Origin of the sequence: Bacillus sp. SKDU12 (assembly GCF_010093085.1) — a bacterium.
GTDB classification, from domain to species: domain Bacteria; phylum Bacillota; class Bacilli; order Bacillales; family Bacillaceae; genus Bacillus; species Bacillus mexicanus.
Genome location: NZ_MSRC01000017.1, coordinates 234437 through 252135 on the forward strand (window position 1 = coordinate 234437; position 17699 = coordinate 252135).

Annotated in this window: 19 protein-coding genes; 11 read left to right on the top strand and 8 right to left on the bottom strand. The window is 43.5% G+C overall.

The genetic code is table 11. From position 1 onward, the window contains the following. The first annotated feature begins 173 nt into the window (after nucleotides 1-173). Nucleotides 174-611: a DUF5392 family protein gene (locus BTW01_RS15440; protein WP_162103874.1), complete on the top strand. Its 438-nt coding sequence runs from the start codon at nucleotides 174-176 to the stop codon at nucleotides 609-611. Between the two features lie 136 nt (nucleotides 612-747). On the opposite strand, the gene BTW01_RS15445 is transcribed toward BTW01_RS15440, so the two are convergent. The 3 genes from BTW01_RS15445 to BTW01_RS15455 form a co-directional block, all read right to left on the bottom strand. Beyond that, nucleotides 748-2538, bottom strand: coding sequence for an N-acetylneuraminate synthase family protein (locus BTW01_RS15445; RefSeq protein WP_162103875.1), 1791 nt, complete (start codon nucleotides 2536-2538; stop codon nucleotides 748-750). 187 nt (nucleotides 2539-2725) lie between these two features. Then, entirely contained in the window at nucleotides 2726-3244 is a 519-nt protein-coding gene (locus tag BTW01_RS15450; RefSeq protein WP_162103876.1) for a DUF5362 family protein, read from the bottom strand. Beyond that, a complete protein-coding gene (locus BTW01_RS15455) occupies nucleotides 3237-3731 on the bottom strand; it encodes a GNAT family N-acetyltransferase (RefSeq protein ID WP_162103993.1) in 495 nt (164 codons plus the stop codon). Before BTW01_RS15455 ends, BTW01_RS15450 begins: the two co-directional genes overlap by 8 nt. A 139-nt stretch (nucleotides 3732-3870) precedes the next feature. On the opposite strand from BTW01_RS15455, the gene BTW01_RS15460 reads away from it, so the two are divergent. Continuing rightward, complete coding sequence (locus BTW01_RS15460) at nucleotides 3871-4743, top strand: M23 family metallopeptidase (RefSeq protein ID WP_162103877.1); 873 nt, start codon at nucleotides 3871-3873, stop codon at nucleotides 4741-4743. Between the two features lie 110 nt (nucleotides 4744-4853). Beyond that, nucleotides 4854-5276, top strand: coding sequence for a VanZ family protein (locus BTW01_RS15465; protein WP_162103878.1), 423 nt, complete (start codon nucleotides 4854-4856; stop codon nucleotides 5274-5276). A gap of 41 nt (nucleotides 5277-5317) precedes the next feature. On the opposite strand, the gene BTW01_RS15470 is transcribed toward BTW01_RS15465, so the two are convergent. The 3 genes from BTW01_RS15470 to amtB form a co-directional block, all read right to left on the bottom strand. Continuing rightward, complete coding sequence (locus BTW01_RS15470; protein WP_162103879.1) at nucleotides 5318-5899, bottom strand: undecaprenyl-diphosphatase; 582 nt, start codon at nucleotides 5897-5899, stop codon at nucleotides 5318-5320. A 181-nt stretch (nucleotides 5900-6080) separates the two neighbouring features. After that, nucleotides 6081-6431 (bottom strand): P-II family nitrogen regulator, encoded by a 351-nt coding sequence (locus BTW01_RS15475; protein WP_162103880.1) that lies wholly within the window; start codon nucleotides 6429-6431, stop codon nucleotides 6081-6083. Nucleotides 6432-6442: 11 nt separating this feature from the next. After that, nucleotides 6443-7657, bottom strand: coding sequence for an ammonium transporter AmtB (gene amtB, locus BTW01_RS15480; protein WP_162103881.1), 1215 nt, complete (start codon nucleotides 7655-7657; stop codon nucleotides 6443-6445). Between the two features lie 480 nt (nucleotides 7658-8137). Between amtB and BTW01_RS15485 the strand changes: the two genes are divergently transcribed. The 4 genes from BTW01_RS15485 (at nucleotide 8138) to BTW01_RS15500 (ending at nucleotide 13218) form a co-directional block, all read left to right on the top strand. Continuing rightward, the gene (locus BTW01_RS15485) at nucleotides 8138-8707 is read left to right on the top strand and encodes a hydrolase (RefSeq protein WP_162103994.1); all 570 of its coding nucleotides are present in this window, start codon (nucleotides 8138-8140) and stop codon (nucleotides 8705-8707) included. Then, the gene (locus BTW01_RS15490; RefSeq protein WP_162103882.1) at nucleotides 8707-10065 is read left to right on the top strand and encodes an MFS transporter; all 1359 of its coding nucleotides are present in this window, start codon (nucleotides 8707-8709) and stop codon (nucleotides 10063-10065) included. The genes BTW01_RS15485 and BTW01_RS15490 overlap by 1 nt, the downstream gene beginning before the upstream one ends. 168 nt (nucleotides 10066-10233) lie before the next feature. Then, nucleotides 10234-11706, top strand: coding sequence for an allantoin permease (gene pucI / locus BTW01_RS15495; protein WP_162103883.1), 1473 nt, complete (start codon nucleotides 10234-10236; stop codon nucleotides 11704-11706). Nucleotides 11707-11808: 102 nt separating this feature from the next. Then, nucleotides 11809-13218: a right-handed parallel beta-helix repeat-containing protein gene (locus BTW01_RS15500; RefSeq protein ID WP_162103884.1), complete on the top strand. Its 1410-nt coding sequence runs from the start codon at nucleotides 11809-11811 to the stop codon at nucleotides 13216-13218. Between the two features lie 77 nt (nucleotides 13219-13295). Here the strand turns inward: BTW01_RS15500 and BTW01_RS15505 are convergent, their stop codons facing one another. Beyond that, complete coding sequence (locus BTW01_RS15505) at nucleotides 13296-14486, bottom strand: MFS transporter (RefSeq protein WP_162103885.1); 1191 nt, start codon at nucleotides 14484-14486, stop codon at nucleotides 13296-13298. 21 nt (nucleotides 14487-14507) lie between these two features. Next, nucleotides 14508-14921 carry a MarR family winged helix-turn-helix transcriptional regulator gene (locus BTW01_RS15510; protein WP_162103886.1) on the bottom strand — a complete coding sequence of 138 codons (414 nt, stop codon included), beginning with the start codon at nucleotides 14919-14921 and terminating at the stop codon, nucleotides 14508-14510. A 223-nt stretch (nucleotides 14922-15144) separates the two neighbouring features. On the opposite strand from BTW01_RS15510, the gene BTW01_RS15515 reads away from it, so the two are divergent. From BTW01_RS15515 to flhO, 4 genes are all read left to right on the top strand, one after another. After that, nucleotides 15145-15255, top strand: coding sequence for a protein usd (locus BTW01_RS15515; protein ID WP_162103887.1), 111 nt, complete (start codon nucleotides 15145-15147; stop codon nucleotides 15253-15255). Nucleotides 15256-15269: 14 nt separating this feature from the next. After that, nucleotides 15270-15551, top strand: a complete 282-nt coding sequence (spoIIID, locus tag BTW01_RS15520; RefSeq protein WP_003221804.1) for a sporulation transcriptional regulator SpoIIID — start codon at nucleotides 15270-15272, stop codon at nucleotides 15549-15551. A 165-nt stretch (nucleotides 15552-15716) separates the two neighbouring features. Continuing rightward, on the top strand, nucleotides 15717-16718 hold the full coding sequence (mbl, locus tag BTW01_RS15525) for a cell shape-determining protein Mbl (protein ID WP_003227776.1): 1002 nt from the start codon (nucleotides 15717-15719) through the stop codon (nucleotides 16716-16718). 159 nt (nucleotides 16719-16877) lie between these two features. Beyond that, the gene (gene flhO, locus BTW01_RS15530; RefSeq protein WP_162103888.1) at nucleotides 16878-17690 is read left to right on the top strand and encodes a flagellar hook-basal body complex protein FlhO; all 813 of its coding nucleotides are present in this window, start codon (nucleotides 16878-16880) and stop codon (nucleotides 17688-17690) included. The last annotated feature ends 9 nt before the right edge of the window (nucleotides 17691-17699 follow it).

The following is a 17699-nucleotide window of genomic DNA, read 5'->3' on the forward strand; positions in this document are numbered from 1 at the left end:
TTCTCATTACAAATTATAACACTCACATTTTAAAAGAATAAAGAGCGGCGATCCAGATTCTTTGTGAAAAATACGGGCAGATTTCTTTAAAACCAGCTTGCACCTGCGTTAAAATAAACACATATGATAACGTTCGTGAAGCCTTGCAGCATCAAATAAAGGGGGAGGATTACATGAACTTTTACAGAGTTGAACAAATGCCGGGGTTCATTAAATCAGAAATGCAAAAAATTCAAAAGGCCGTACAGCCTTTTATGAAAAAAACCGTCGTTTATCGTTTTCTTGCCATTCCGATTGCTGCATTCTCTCTCTTTCAATTAGCTGTTTTTCTTTTTCACGCTTCAGCAGACTGGAAGTCCCTGATCAACGCGGGTTTATTCGCTCTTTTGGCGGCGCTGGGACTGGCATTTTTCAAAGAAGCGGGCTATCAGCATAAACAAATTCAAAAAACGATATACATCTATATGCTGAACAGGATTAAAAAGAGCGAAATTCTTTCAGAAGATAGAAAAAACTCCTACACGCAACAGATTAAGGAAGAACCGTTTGCGATGCGGAGTTTTGTTGAATTTTTGACTGAGGAAGACAGACGCAAAAATTTGTATGAATAAGAACTGCACCCGGAATGTTGGGATTTGCCTGACAATCGGGTGTTTTTTATTTGCGGCAATAGAGAGGAGACAGTCGAAACAAAAAGCATGGATTTGAAATGGTTCCGAACACATGCACAGTTTGCTTAGCGAAATGTTACTTATTTTCTGGCGGTAACAGCGTTGCTTTATTGATTTCCTCAACTAGAGATGTCTGATCAATCCATTTGGTAGACACATCGTGATTGATCTTTGAAACGTGCTGGTTTTCTGATAAATAATCTCTTATCCGGCTGAAATAGAGCGGTTCGTTTTTGACATCCAGGTCTCGATATATTTGTTCAAACAACTCTAAATCTTTAGGTTCATCAAGGGTTAAACGCCAAGACGGATAATGAAGTTCTTTTGGAAGGCTGACTTGATTGAGGGAAAATAAGGAAGGGTTGTTTAAAAAATAAAAAGACAAATATTCTGTATGGGTTAACGGTTTTGGCTGCTGCACAAGCCGCTGAAGAGCTTCAACTGTAATGATATTGCCAGATATTCCTGCTGAACTTGAATAATCCTGGGTATAATCGGCTCCTTTTTGTAAGTGACGATCAATTAAATATTGAAGCACTTCAGGTGAAACGGCTGGACAATCACCTGTTACACGGATGATGATATCAGCATTTGCTAACGCTGCGGCTTCAAGCATTCTTTCTGCTACATTATCCGGATCGCCTCTCACGATTTTGACCTTTCCGTTTAGAGTGTAAGCTTCAAGCGGATCATCTTCAGGAAGATTTGAGGTTGCCAATATCACTTCATGAACTTCAGGAACAGCCAGGCAATTGATTAAACAGCGTTCCACAGATGGGATTCCGTAAATCGGAAGCAATGCTTTTTTCGGCAAGCGAGTCGATTTTAGCCGGCATATTACTGCGATCGCAATTCTTGGACTTTTGATCTCGTTACATGTAATTGGCTGGTTTACCGATAAATCAGCAGTTGCTACTTGAGGCAATGCAGCCTCAGCTTGTAAAGGCATCAATGCATTCTCATTTCCGCATCTTTTGTAACTCGTTTTGTCCAATGTGATGATTTCTCCCTTTTTGACTGTCCGATTGGCTGTCACACGTATAGATGAATCATACAAATACTTTCTTTCGGATTCATTTACTTCAGTTGAACCAGCTGCAATTTGAGCCTGCCGGAGTTTTTTCGTCATCAGTTTGAATTCATTGGGCTCTAATGAAGAATAATAATCGAACCCTTTAGCTGTCCGATCTAAAGTAATATGTTTTTCAATTACAGATGCGCCCGAGAAAAATGCATAGACAGGAAGGTCGGCCGCCAGCGAATGATCGGCGTCGATGTGATCTGCGAATCCAATTTGAACCTTGTATCTTTCTTTTAAGTGCTGGATCCGTTGTAGGTTAATATCCTCCAGTTTTGTCGGATATCCTTGAAATCCGTGCATGAGAATAAGCTGATTCGCCATATGCTGTTTTACAAGCGACATCATCTGATCGATCTCTTCCTCATACCATCCCCCAATTCCGATAAGCGCAGGTTTCTCTGTCATACCAATCGTTTTCATTATTTCCGTGGATTGAAGGATAGTCGTTGGAAGCTTTATCCCATCAATATGATGCTGGAAGCGAAAAAAGAGCTCTGCCCCCCATGAATCAAAAAGATCCACCCATATTTCTAATCCAAGTTTTTTGCCGTAGGCGACACAATTTTTCCACACGTCTTCACTTAAAAACAGCTTCATATACGATTCGTAGGCAGAAAAACAAGGCGTTGCAATACAGTCATACTTGAACCACTGAAATTTCACACCATCTGCTCCGCTTTCTGCGGCAGCTTTGATGAGTGCTTTAAGATTCTCCTCTTTTCCCTGATGAGCGTTTGCGATTTCGGCGATGATTTTTACTTTTCCCGGCAAGCTGCTCGTTTCCACATGTCCCACTCCTTAACGTTATTGAGACAATCCTGCGGTCATGCAATGTTAGCAGGAGTCACTCCTGATTGAATTATATGCTTGACAAAGCATGCGGTTCTTACACCAGCCTTAGATATAGAAAAAGTGACAAACAAAAAAGGCATGGTTCCGTTTTTCTTGGAACACATGCCCGGTATCAGTGGTGCTATTCGAACACCGGATCATCCTCATAATAATAAGAACCCGGGTCCTCGTACGAATCAGTGTTTTCAAAAGCAGCAATACCGATGACCACAAGCACGAAAATGGCTAAAACGATCCCGATCAGAGCAGTGACGATACTGGATGCTGCGTAGAACAGCTGCATTTTTATAAACGTTCTGTAATTCTCAAGCATGCTTTCGCCAGCGCTGCCCGCAAGATTTCCTTCGGCCTCCGCAGCAGCTTTTGCAGAACGCATCAGAAAGACGCCTGAAATAATGAGCAATACGCCCGGGATGGCACCGATCACTGTCATCAAAGCAGACAGTGTGACAAGCGATCCCATAATGATCAATAAAACCCCTGAAACTTTGCCCCATTTAGCAATGTCTGCTAGCGACTTGACAGCAGAAGGGCTCAATGGGCGGTTTTCGTTTTTTGCAGGTTCAATCTCCTGTTCAGCAGGAATAATTTCTTCCTTATGATTTTCAATTTCGTTTTCATCTTTATCCAGACTAATCATGACACTCTCTCCCTAAAATTTTCAAATCGTATCTGTTGCCATCCATTTCGGCGATGCCGGGGAATAGTCCCCATTCTGCAAACCCGTGCTTTTCAAACAGCTTCAGGCTTGGTTTATTATGTCCGAAAATGAAGGCCATCAGTGAGCGAATTCCAAGACTCGGCGCGATGCGGAGCGCTTCTTGAAGCAAATATGATCCAACGCCTTTGCCGCGGCATGCTTCGTCAATGTATATGCTGATCTCCGCTGTTTTATTATAGGCGGGTCTGCCGTAAAATGTTTCAAAGCTGATCCAGGCAGCGACGTTTCCGCTAGCGTCCTCGGCTACATAGAGCGGACGTGCCTCTGTATGACCCAAAAACCATTCCCTCCGATCTTCAGGAGTTACCGGTTCAGTATCGGCTGTTACTGTTCGAGAAGCAATCGTTGAATTATAAATCGCGACAACAGCCTCCAGATCCTTATTTTCAGCAAGACGCAATGTCATATCCATATGTTTGTGGCACTCCTCTCAAAAAAATGACATATTTTTATATCAGTCTGCGCAAACTACATCTAAAAAAGTTTTTTGAATTAGTGTATATATTTTCAGAAAAGTGTTCAGAATGTTGCTGAGGTGATGAACAATGAGAGAGGAAGAAAAGAAAACTTCTCAAATCAAAAAACTTCAGCAGTTTTTTCGTAAACGCTGGGTATTCCCTGCAATCTACTTAGTCAGTGCGGCCGTCATTTTAACAGCTGTCCTTTGGTATCAATCTGTTTCAAATGAGGATGTAAAGGACCAGTTAGCTGATAACGGCGGAAACTCCGCATATGACAACAACGACGATGCAGTTGAAGTAGGAAAGTCAATGGAAAATGTCGCAATGCCGGTTGTTGATTCTGAAAACGTTTCTGTTGTGAAAAAGTTCTATGAAACCGATGCCGCAAAAGAAGAAAAAGAAGCAGCACTCGTTACCTATAATAACACGTACAGCTTAAGCAAAGGAATTGACTTAGCTGAGAAAGACGGAAAAGATTTCGATGTTTCTGCTTCTCTAAGCGGTACGGTTGTTAAAGCTGAAAAAGATCCAGTGCTTGGATATGTTGTAGAAGTAGAACATGCCGATGGATTATCGACTGTGTATCAAGCTCTTTCTGAAATAAGTATTGAGCAAGGCGATAAAGTAAAACAGAACCAAGTGATCGGAAAGTCTGGCAAAAATCTATACAGCGAAGACAGCGGAAACCATGTGCATTTTGAAATCCGTAAAGACGGAGTCGCAATGAACCCGCTGAATTTTATGGACAAGCCGGTTTCTTCTATCGAAAAAGCAGCAGCTGCTGAAGAAAAAGCGGCAACTGAAGAAACAGAAGGATCTATTCAGCAATCTTCCGAGAAAAAGGAAGGACCAACTGAAAAAGAAACAGAAGAAAAATCCGGTGAGAAAAAGGATGATTCAACTGACAAATCTGGTTCTAAAGAAAGCAGCACGACAGAAGACTCTGAACAGTCTTAATGAAGAAAACGTCTATCCATGTGATGGACGTTTTTTTCTGTTACTTTTTGCATCATGTCATCGTCTATGTAGTTATACATAGGCACGTTCGCTATAAAGGGGGTTATGTCATGAACCGTCTATTGCTCGCGGGATGGATCCTTTTTATTCTGATCTCTGTCTGTACGGAAAGCTTCAGCGGCATGGTCATGTCGCAAACGGTGGCTTTTCATTTTCAGCCGCACCCTGATCTGTCTCATGTTTTAGACATGGATTTTACTGAACTTACTATACCTGAAGTGGCTATTCAAAAAAGCGGGCACGCATTTTCCTTTTTTGTGCTGACGTATTTGCTGTGGAAACAGAGAGGCAGCATAAAATTGGCGATAGCGGTCTCATTCATGTTTGCTTTTTTCACAGAAGTGCTGCAGCTCTTCTTCAGCAGGGGCGGATGCATTCGAGATGTGCTCATTGATGCTGTTGGGATTGTCTTGTTTTACGGAATATTTGTGTTGGTGAAGCGGAAAAACCATGAAATGAATGAAAAAATGTGAAAGCCGGCTGTCTTGGATTCAGACACCGGCTTTTGTCTTTCTTAAAAATTCTGATCGGTTGTGTTTTTCGTCAGTTTATTGATGATGGATTCATAAACTTTCACAATGAAATCGACGAATGGGCGAAGCAGATTTGAAAATCTAAAGAAAAGGAACCCGATAATGATAGCGACAACAAGACTGCCCAATACATCTATCGGGTAGTGATGTCCTACCCAAATTCTTGAAAAACCTGTCAAAAGCCCGAAAATGACAAGCGGCCAGCCGATTTTGCGGTTTCTGAAAAGCATCGCAATCGAAATCGCTAACGCACCTGTTGTATGGTCACTCGGAAATGACGCATCTGCAGCATGCGGAATCAGCGTATTCACTGTATGCTCAACGAACGGACGCGGCTCAATATAAACATGTGTAATCAAATAGTTGATGATAAGCCCCGCGATTCCTGTAAGCCCCGCATAAAGCACATTTTTTCTGCTTTGCGTGTTTCCGAACAGCCAGATTGCCAATAAGATAAGGGCATAGGCGATAATCGCGTATTCCGTGATGAAGACCATAATGGAATCGAGAATCGCATTGTGATGAGATAATCCATTGATTGCTTTAAAGATTTCGTAATTCAAATATATCACCTTTTACATTTTAATAATAAGTAGACTAATCTTACACCGAAAAAGTTTCAATTAAAATAGAGTTTGCCAAAAAGTGTGATGCTTGAAAAGAATTCGGAGGGGTGTCAGAGTTTCTGGGGGCTTTTTCTATAAGCAAAAAAGAGATTCGACATGTCGAATCTCTTCCGAATAATTACAGTGCTTCAGGTCCTTCTTCGCCTGTACGGATGTTGATTGTATTGCTGATTTCATAGACAAATATTTTACCGTCACCCGGTGATCCCGTTTTCAGAACCCTTTTAGCCGTCTCTGTCACTTGGTCAACAGGAACCTTGCTGACCACAATCTCGACTTTTAAACGCTCATATACATTGCTTTCGATTTTAACCCCTCGATAGAGCTCCGTGTGTGCTTTTTGCAGGCCGCAGCCGTGAACATTTGAGAAGGTCAGAGAGGTAACTCCGATTTTTCCGAGTTCCTCCTTCAGCTTTTCGAAATTTGCCGGACGCGTTACAATTTCCACCTTGAACATTTGACCGCTCATACCATCACTCCTCACATAGAATCTTGATATGCTTTTTCCCCGTGCATCGTTAAGTCAAGCCCAAGTGCTTCTTCTTCTTCGGTTGCGCGAAGGGGAAGGAAGAGGCCTACTATTTTAATAATAACGAGAGTGACAATAAATACAAAAATATAAGTGGCGCCGATGGCTACGACTTGTTTCCATACTAAGCTTGCGTCTCCGTAAAATAAACCGTTCGCGCCATCAGCATTAACAGAGGTTGTCGCGAATAACCCCGTTGCGATTCCGCCCCATGTGCCGCCGATGCCGTGCAGGCCAAAGGCGTCTAGCGCATCGTCGTATCCGAATTTCTTTTTAAGTGAAAATACACCCCAGAAACAAACCGCGCCGCCAATGAGGCCGATAATAATAGACGCAAAAGGTGTGACAAATCCGGCAGCCGGTGTAATCGCCACAAGCCCGGCAATTGCGCCGGATACTGCTCCGAGCATCGTCGGTTTTTTATTCATGATCCATTCTACTAAAATCCAGCCGGCAATCCCGGCTGCTGCAGCAGTGTTTGTGTTGATGAAGGCGTACATGGCGACGCTATCCAAGGTCAGGGCGCTGCCGACGTTAAAACCGAACCAGCCGAACCAAATCAAAGCGCCTCCTAAGAAGGTGTAAATGAGATTGTGCGGTGAAGACGCTGTGCCGTCTTTTCGTTTACCGAGCACAATAGCGAGAACAAGGCCTGCCACCCCGGAGGAAATATGAACAACGTTGCCACCGGCGAAATCGAGCGCGCCAAGCTGGCCGATCCAGCCGCCGCCCCATACCCAATGCGCAACGGGTGTGTAAACTAAAGAAGCCCATAAAACTGAAAATAAAAGAAAAGCGCCAAATCGCATCCGTTCTGCAAAAGCCCCGGAGATAATCGCTGTAGTCAGAACAGCGAACGTCATTTGGAACATCATAAATAATGAGTGGGGAATGGTGTCACTGTAAGCTCCGGGTTCAAACCCGACTCCTTTTAGACCGGCCCACTCCAGTCCGCCGATGATTGAATTGCCTGGTGCGAAGGCAAGTGTATATCCGAACAGCACCCAAACGATGGAAACGATGGCAATGGAAGAAAAACTGTGCATGGCAGTGCTCAGCACATTTTTGCTTTTTACCATTCCTCCATAAAATAACGCTAATCCCGGGGTCATCAGCCACACGAGTAAAGCGCAAAAGAACATAAAAACTGTATCGCCCATTTGCATGTCTCATTCCTCCGTATCTTTCAGAATTATTATATTTCTTCATTATAGAGAAAAAAGAATGATAAAACATGTTCATGTTAGATTTCCTAACATTGTTTTTTAGGGAATGTTATCGAGGGATATAAAGAATGAGAAATGCCCCTTTATGCGATATGAGACTTTATATCTATAAAAGGAATGAGGGCGGTGATTTTTCTGCCGATTATTGTGAGCCTCCTCTTGGTTCATGCTTGTTTTCATATTGGCGTTCAGGATTTTAGCATGATATTAATGTCGAGTATTAAGGGGCGTTGGTGCAGGTAATGAGTGATGCCGCACTTTATGAAAAAGTGCTGGCGGGACTATTTAAATGTATGAATGCATAAAAAAACATGAAAAAACGCTCCTTCTGAGAGTTTCACAAGCATTATAAAAGAACTTAGGCGAAGTGAAGAGTAAAATAAACAATGAGAGAAACACTAACAGCATCAGGAGGAGACTATAATGGATACACTTAATATTGATTTTCAAAAAACAGCCTTGGTTATTATTGATTTGCAAAAAGGGATTGTGCCGATAGATCAAAGCGGGCAGGTTGTCCCACATGCGAAAAAACTTATCGATGAATTTCGGAAACATAACGGGTTTATCAGCTTTGTGAATGTTGCCTTTCATGACGGGGCGGATGCGCTGAAGCCGCAAACGGATGAGCCTGCACAGGGCGGTTCGGGGGAAATGCCGGCGGACTGGGCCGAATTTGTTCCGGAAATCGGTGTGCAGGATGGAGATTACACTGTGACTAAGCGGCAGTGGGGTGCTTTCTTCGGTACAGATTTAGATTTGCAGCTGAGACGCCGCGGCATTGATACGATCGTATTGTGCGGCATCGCGACAAACATCGGGGTGGAAAGCACCGCGCGCGAGGCATTCCAGCTTGGCTATCAGCAGATTTTTATTACAGATGCCATGTCTACGTTTAGCGAGGAAGAACATGAAGCTACACTGCGCTTTATTTTTCCTAAAATTGGTAAATTACGGACAACGGAAGAATTTCTGGCGCAAGTGAAATAATGATATCAAAAAAAAGCCGTGCTGTTTTTTTAACAGCGGTGGCTTCGGGTACGATGCTGAATCCGCTGAACTCGTCTATGATATCTCTTGCGCTCCATAGCATCCAGCATGAGTTTCATCTGTCCTTTACAACGGTTTCCTGGCTGATTTCCTCGTTTTACTTGGCAAGTGCCGTGGCTCAGCCTGTAACGGGAAAGCTCGGTGATTTGATCGGTCGGAAACGGTTGTTTTTAGCCGGGCTTATCCTTGTGGCGGTTTCTGCTGTCGGGGCGCCGTTTGCGCCAACGTTTATGACATTATTGGTCATGCGGCTGTTTCAATCGGTAGGGAGCAGTGCGATTTATCCGTCGGGAGTCGGGGTGATTCGTAGTCATATTCATGAACGGCAGGCATCAGCCTTGGCTGTGCTCTCTATTTTTGCGTCTGCCATGACGGCGCTTGGACCGACAGTCGGCGGTTTTTTGATTGTTTGGGGCGGATGGCCGGCGATCTTTATTGTCAACTTGCCGTTTATTATCCTCAGCTTCTTTTTAGGCATGTATATGTTCCCAAAGGACCAGAAAAAAGGAGCTGGCATCAAAACGATTATTCGGCAGCTCGATATCCTTGGAATTATTTTGTTTGCCGGGGGAATCATTTTGCTTCTCTCTTTTCTGCTGTCCTTCAGCACGTCGCCGCATGTGGCAGAAGGTGTGCTTGGCGTGCTGCTGCTCGGAGCATTTGTTTGGCGTGAACTGAAGACAGAAAAGCCATTCATTGATGTTCGTCTGTTTAAAACGCAGCGAAGCCTATCGGCCGTATATATCCAGTTTATTTTGCTGAATGTTTTCTTCTATTGTTTATTTTTCGGATTGCCGAGTTATTTTCAGGATGAAATGCATCTTTCTGTTCAAACGAGCGGACTGTTTATGCTGTTTATGTCTGGCATGAGCATCGTAGTATCGCCTATCACAGGCAAATGGATCGACCGATCAGGCGTAGTCAAACCGATCTTTACGGGGGCGCTTCTGATGATGGCTGGAGCTGTGCTCTTAACTGTCTTTTTTATCAATGCTCAGGTGATCGGAAAAGGCCTTATCCTGTCAATTTTGGGTATAGGCTACGGACTTGGAAATGTCGCACTTCAGGCAGCTATGCTGAAAACGAGCCCTTCCGACATGGTAGGAACGACTTCGGGACTGTTTCAAACCTGCCGTTACCTAGGGTCGATTTTGTCTTCGGTGATCTTGGGTCTTTTGTTTGGGAAAGAAATCACAGCGGCTCATTTTGATATGATGGGAATCCTCATGATCATAGCGGGCGGAATAAGTTTGTTTATGGTAGTGAGATTTGCCGCATTAATGAAAACTGCATCATGAAAAAGAGACAGGCATTGCGTCTGTCTTTTTTTCTTGTGTAGATTGCTCAAATAGGAACAGGGAAATTGTATATTATAGCCAATGTTATTGTCTGACTTTTCAGTTATATTAAGTGACATCAAATGTCAGAAAACTGAACATATGACAATACGGAAAGGGGAGCCGGCTATGAAAATAAAAGAGAGCCAGCATCAATCCAACAGACTGAGCAATGAAGATTTGCTGCCTTTGGGACAGGAAAAGCGGACGTGGAAGGCAATGAACTTTGCGTCCATTTGGATGGGATGTATACATAATATACCGACCTACGCGACGGTGGGCGGGTTAATTGCGATCGGTCTTTCGCCTTGGCAGGTGCTGGCGATCATTATTACGGCATCGCTTATCTTGTTTGGTGCTCTGGCTTTAAACGGCCATGCCGGGACAAAATACGGGCTGCCGTTTCCAGTGATCATCCGGGCTTCTTACGGAATATACGGCGCGAATATCCCTGCGCTTCTAAGGGCGTTTACAGCCATCATGTGGCTCGGCATTCAAACCTTTGCGGGAAGCACGGCGCTGAATATTTTGCTTTTAAATATATGGCCTGGCTGGGGACAAGTTGGCGGCGGGTGGAATATTCTCGGCATTCACCTATCCGGTTTGCTTTCTTTTGTTTTCTTTTGGGGCATTCATTTACTCGTATTACACCATGGAATGGAATCGATTAAACGCTTTGAGGTGTGGGCAGGGCCTTTGGTATATCTGGTATTTGGCGGCATGGTATGGTGGGCCGTTGATATTGCCGGGGGATTGGGGCCGATATACGCTCAGCCAGGAAAGTTCCATACGTTTTCCGAAGCATTCTGGCCGTTTGTTGCCGGGGTTACCGGCATCATTGGCATCTGGGCGACGTTGATTTTAAATATCCCTGACTTTACACGGTTTGCTAAAACACAAAAGGAGCAAATGAAAGGGCAATTTTACGGTTTGCCGGGAACCTTCGCGCTGTTTGCGTTTGCCAGCATTACTGTGACTTCCGGTTCGCAGGTTGCTTTCGGAGAGCCGATTTGGGATGTTGTCGATATTTTGGCGAGATTTGATAACCCTTATGTCATCGCCTTGTCCGTGATTACGCTCTGCATCGCCACGATCTCTGTCAACGTTGCGGCGAATATCGTATCGCCCGCTTATGATATAGCGAATGCCCTGCCGAAATATGTTAATTTCAAACGCGGCAGCTTTATCACGGCGTTGCTCGCTTTATTTACAGTTCCGTGGAAGCTGATGGAAAGCGCGACAAGTGTATATGCGTTTCTCGGTTTAATTGGCGGCATGCTTGGTCCGGTGGCGGGTGTCATGATGGCTGATTACTTTATCATTCGCAAACGTGAGCTCTCGGTCGATGACTTATATGCCGAAACAGGGCGGTATGTGTATTGGAAGGGCTACAATTACCGTGCGTTCGCGGCCACGATTTTAGGTGCGCTGATCTCGCTGATTGGCATGTATGTGCCCGCATTGAAGAGCTTATACGATATTTCTTGGTTTGTCGGTGTGCTGATTTCATTTCTTTCCTATATTGGTCTGATGCGTATTCACCCGCCGGCATCATCGGCAATTGAAACGGTTGAAACTGTGCGGGTTCGTCAGGCTGAATAAGACGCGTGTGGTGCATTTTCATATTTTTGAAATGGTTTTCCATAAATAGAACATTTATAATGATTTTAGACATCTAATTCTAAAACGAAATGGGAATCGAATATGAGAAAATGGTATTTTATACTTTTGGCAGGTGTTTTAACGTCCGTCATCCTCGCTTTCGTTTATGATAAGACAAAAGCGAGTGAGAAAGTCTCTGGGGAATACTTATATGTTTCGCCGAATGGCAGTGATCAAAATGAAGGAACGAAAGAAAAGCCGTTTCGTACACTGGCACATGCTTCAGAGGAGGCTGCAGCCGGCACAACCGTTATGATTCGGGAAGGCACGTATCGTGAAATCCTTGAGGTAAAACACAGCGGTGCGGACGGAAAACCTATCACATTCCGAAACTATGAAAATGAAAAAGTCGTGATTAGCGGGAAATCCGTTGCAAATGCAGAATATGAAATACCGCTCATTTCTATTCACGATAAACATGACATTGTTATCAGCGGTTTAACGATTCAGGATCTGTCTGTTTCATCTGAGGAAGCAACAGCTATGGGGATTTATGTATCAGGATCAAGCAGTCATGTTGCCATCAAAAACAATCATGTCAGGAATATTAAGACAACGGCAGATGAAGGAAATGCTCACGGAATTGCAGTCTATGGGACAGGCAGCGTGAAAGACATTCAAATTGAGAACAATACGGTTGAGAATTTGACGCTTGGAGCGAGTGAAGCGGTTGTGCTTAATGGTGATATTGACGGCTTCACGATTGCGGGCAATATCGTCCGCAACAATAACAACATCGGAATTGATCTTATCGGTTATGAGGGAACCGCGGACAAAAACGATTACGCGCGAAACGGAGTTATAGAAAACAATACGGTTTATCAAAACTCGACTTACGGAAACCCTGCATATGGAGATGATTACTCAGCAGGCGGGATATATGTCGATGGCGGACAAAGTATCAAGATTAAGAAAAACACAGTTTATGATAACGATATTGGGATTGAGGCAACATCTGAACACAAAGGGAAATATGCAAATGAGATTCAAATTACAGACAACAAAGTATACAACAATGCTTACACCGGTATCTCGATCGGAGGGTATGACAAAAAGCGGGGTGGCACCAGCAATTCCCTGATTGCCCACAACATTATGTACCGGAATGACACAAAGGGTTTGTACGGCGGACAGCTGCTGCTTCAGTACGATACGAAAAACAATACAATCGAAAAGAACATTTTGACAGCCGGTGATTCAAGATTATTTATCGGAAACGATTTTACAGAAAATGAAGGCAATATAGTCAATCATAACGTCTACCATAAAGAAACGGATCAAGAGGGCTTATGGATGTGGAAAAAGAAAGAATATGATTCGTTTTCGTCATATCGAAAAGCGACAAATAATGATCAGCAATCCATTTATGCCGATCCGCTGTATCGTGATGAAGCATCCTATGACTTTACGTTAAAACCTGATTCACCTGTGCGGCCGATCATTGAATCATAGTCATAATGGCGTTCTTTAAGGGAACGCGGTTTTTTAATTGAAAAAAAGACTGCCGGCACATTCCGGCAGTCTTTCATTTATTCTGCAATAGAGACTTTTCCCTCAGCCTCAGAAGGTTTTTTCTGGCTCCATGCGTACAGAAGCAGAGCAATCAGAACGAACAGCCCTGCTGATAAATAAATGGCAGAGAAGCCGGCAGAAGCTACAAACAATCCGAATACATACGATCCTACAGCAATTCCGCTATCAAAGAAGGTAAAGAACGTTGCCGTCGCAAAACCTGAGCGGTGGGCCGGAGATTTTTGGATCGCCAGCGTTTGCATGCAAGGAACGATTGAACCGTATCCGAGACCGATAACCGCTCCTGAAAGCAGAAGCATCAAGCCGCTGTGTGTGAAGGACAGCATGCAAAGTCCCACTGAGAAAATAAAGATAGAAGGATAAATGACTACGCCGGGTCCGATCTTATCGAATAATTTCCCTGTGAACGGCCGAGCAATCATCATTGTCACCGCGAAGCAAACAAAGAAATAACCGCTGATATCCGAAAGGTCAACTGATTTGGCGAATACAGACAAATACGCTGTAACAGTTGAATAACAGAAAGAAATAAATAAACCGACCGTCGCAATCTTAAGTGCACCTTTTTCAAACATATCCGAGAATGAAAAACGGAATACAGTCGTGCCGCTGTCTTGGTTTTGAGGCACTTTTATCAAGAATGAAACAAGCAAGCCTGCAACCATAAACAATGCAAAGGCTGTAAAAAGTACAGAGAAGCTGACAACCTTCATCAAATTCAGTCCAAGGAAAGGCCCGATTGCCATGGCGAGGTTCATAGACATAGCAAAGTAGCCAAGCCCTTCACCGCGGCGTTTGACCGGAATGATATCCGCTGCGATTGCACCCGTAACAGTCGTTAAAATGCTGAACCAAATCCCTTGGAAGAACCTTAAGCCAAGCAGCAGGTAAAAATTATGAATCGGCATGTACAGAAAAGATGAAAGGGCGAATAACGCCATTGAGACAATCGCCATTCTTTTCTTCCCGAAACGCTCAACAATGGCTCCGGAGAAAGGCCGTGTAATGATCGCTGACAGAAGGAACAGGCTGATTAAAAGCCCGCCTTGGGATTCTGTGCCGCCAAGCTCTTGAAGCGTATAAATCGGCAGTACAGTTAAAAATGTATAAAAGAACACAAACACAAATAAATTGACAAGCAGGACCATAATAAAATCCTTGGTCCATATCGCATCTGCTTTTTTCAAATGTAAGTCACTTCCTTATTTTCATTGATGTAAAAACATGCGGAATAAATGAGAAAAAGCTTCCTTATCTTCATCGCGGAAATCTGCAAGCAGCTCTTCCTCGAATTTCAGCATTTTCACATTGATTTCTTCGTATTTTTTCTCAGCTTCTTTTGTGAGGACAACAAGTTTTTCCCGTTTGTCTTCACCTTGCCATCTCTCTACCCAACCATTTTCCTCCAGGCGTTTGATCGTCCGCGTCACAGTCGGCGCTTCCACATTTAAATAAGACCAAATCTCTTTTTGAGTCATTGGTCCGAGCGTGCGCAAACAATATAAAACTGACCATTGAGAGGAGTAAAGGCCGAATGGCTCAAGCTGTTCATTGGCTTTTTTGGCAATCAGGCGGGCGCTTTGGTTGATTTGATGAATGAGGTGTCTGTTGACGTAGGTCATTTTGAGCTCCTTCTAAAAAACTTACCTAAGTAACTAATTGCTTTCTTTATTGTACAGGAGCGTTGGCTAGATGTAAAGATATAAATTTAGTGACCCGAAATAAATTAATGAGCTGAAAAAGTTCGTTTCACCCCTTGTCCTTATTGAGTTTTTAGCATATTCCCAAAAGAATGCTAATACACTGTTACAAACCTAACAAAGAGAGTGTTTGAGGTGAGGGATCGTGGGCATATTTCACAAACCTACTTTTAAAACCATACAACGAAGAAGCGGCATAATGAACGAGTCTTTACAGAATACGGATCTCATTTCACACTTCTCACATCCATTTTAGGGAGGTCGAGTGGTGTGCACGATTACATCAAAGAGCGAACAATCAAGATAGGGAAGTACATCGTGGAGACAAAGAAAACCGTTCGTGTCATTGCGAAGGAATTTGGTGTTTCCAAAAGTACAGTACACAAGGATTTAACAGAGCGTCTGCCCGAAATTAACCCTGATCTGGCAAACGAAGTGAAAGAAATACTTGATTATCATAAATCCATCAGGCATTTAAGAGGAGGAGAAGCGACAAAGCTCAAATATAAAAAAGATGAAATTCTTGAAGGAGAGCCTGTCCAGCAGTCATAATCAGCTAGAATTGGCTTCTTGAAATCATTCATAAAACATCCGCAAAAAATTGTAAAGAACTTAATGTGCTTCCAACTTTTTTTCTGTATTTTATGATAATATATATAATTAGGGAGTAATGTGGATATTTACTGTGAAACAGATTTTCAAGGAGGATATAAATAGATGTTTGCAAGGGATATTGGTATTGACCTCGGTACTGCAAATGTACTGATCCATGTTAAAGGTAAAGGAATTGTTCTGAATGAACCTTCCGTAGTTGCACTTGATAAAAACAGCGGCAAAGTGCTTGCGGTTGGCGAAGAGGCAAGACGAATGGTTGGACGTACACCTGGGAATATCGTTGCGATTCGCCCGCTGAAAGACGGAGTTATTGCTGATTTTGAAGTTACAGAAGCAATGCTGAAGCATTTTATTAACAAGCTGAACGTAAAAGGCCTGTTCTCAAAACCGCGCATGCTCATTTGCTGCCCGACGAATATTACATCAGTTGAGCAAAAAGCGATCAAAGAAGCTGCAGAAAAAAGCGGCGGTAAACATGTGTACCTTGAAGAAGAACCTAAAGTTGCCGCTATCGGCGCGGGTATGGAAATATTCCAGCCAAGCGGTAACATGGTTGTAGATATTGGAGGCGGAACGACGGATATCGCGGTTATTTCAATGGGCGATATTGTCACCTCCTCTTCTATTAAAATGGCTGGGGACAAGTTTGACATGGAAATCTTGAATTACATCAAACGCGAGTACAAGCTGCTGATTGGCGAACGTACTGCGGAAGATATTAAGATTAAAGTCGCAACGGTTTTCCCAGACGCACGTCACGAAGAAATTTCCATTCGCGGACGAGACATGGTTTCCGGTCTTCCAAGAACAATTACAGTTAACAGTAAAGAAGTGGAAGAAGCCCTTCGTGAATCTGTCGCTGTTATTGTACAGGCTGCGAAACAAGTGCTTGAAAGAACACCGCCTGAACTTTCCGCTGATATTATTGATCGCGGCGTTATTATTACCGGCGGGGGCGCGCTCTTAAACGGCCTTGACCAGCTGCTTGCTGAAGAGCTGAAGGTGCCGGTTCTCGTCGCTGAAAATCCTATGGATTGCGTAGCCATCGGCACAGGCGTCATGCTTGATAATATGGACAAGCTTCCTAAGCGCAAACTAAGCTGATGCACAAACCTCATTCTGAAAAAGAATGGGGTTTTTTTATGAAAAAGCCTTCACGAATTGATGAGTTATGACGATAATAAGATAAAATACTGATTTTTATTTTAGAACGAATGTTCCTATATGACAACTGAAAAAAATGCCATTTTAGAGGTGGAAAATTTGTTAAAAGGATTATATACAGCAACATCTGCAATGATTGCCCAGCAGCGAAGAACGGAAATGCTCTCAAATAATATTGCCAACGCCAATACATCCGGCTATAAAGCAGATCAAGGCTCAATGCGCGCGTTCCCTGAAATGCTGCTCAGCAGAATAGAATCAAAATCTCCGGCCGGAACATCGAAGACGGAAATCGGTTCCGTGAATACGGGTGTGTATATGCAGGAGCTTAAGCCTCTGCTTACCCAGGGAAGCTTGAAGTCTACAGATCAGCCTACAGACATCACATTGGTCGAAAACCAAGTTCCTGTTAATACAGAAACCAATGAAAACGCGGCGCTTTTTTACCCGGTTCAGACAGCCGACGGCATCCGTTATTCAAAAAGCAGCACGTTCTCATTAAATGAGAATAATCAGCTGACGATTAACGGACGTTCTGTTTTATCGACGGATGGCCAGCCGATTACTGTTGATAATGAGGACTTCACTGTGTCTGAAAACGGTACTGTGACAACGAACGGACGGACAGCCGGCCAGATTGATGTCAGAATGGCAGAGGATGTCCGCAACCTGAAACGGGACGGAAACGATCTGTACAGCACAGCGGACGGCAATGATCTGCCAAGCGCAGCCGGTAATAACCAGGTCTCTTATTCATTAAAACAAGGCGTCTCTGAGCTCTCAAACGTAGATGTGACAAGCGCTTATACAGAAATGACTGAAGCGTACAGATCGTTTGAGGCCAATCAGAAGGTGATTCAGGCTTACGATAAAAGTATGGATAAAGCAGCCAATGAAATCGGAAAAATTTAAGATAACGGA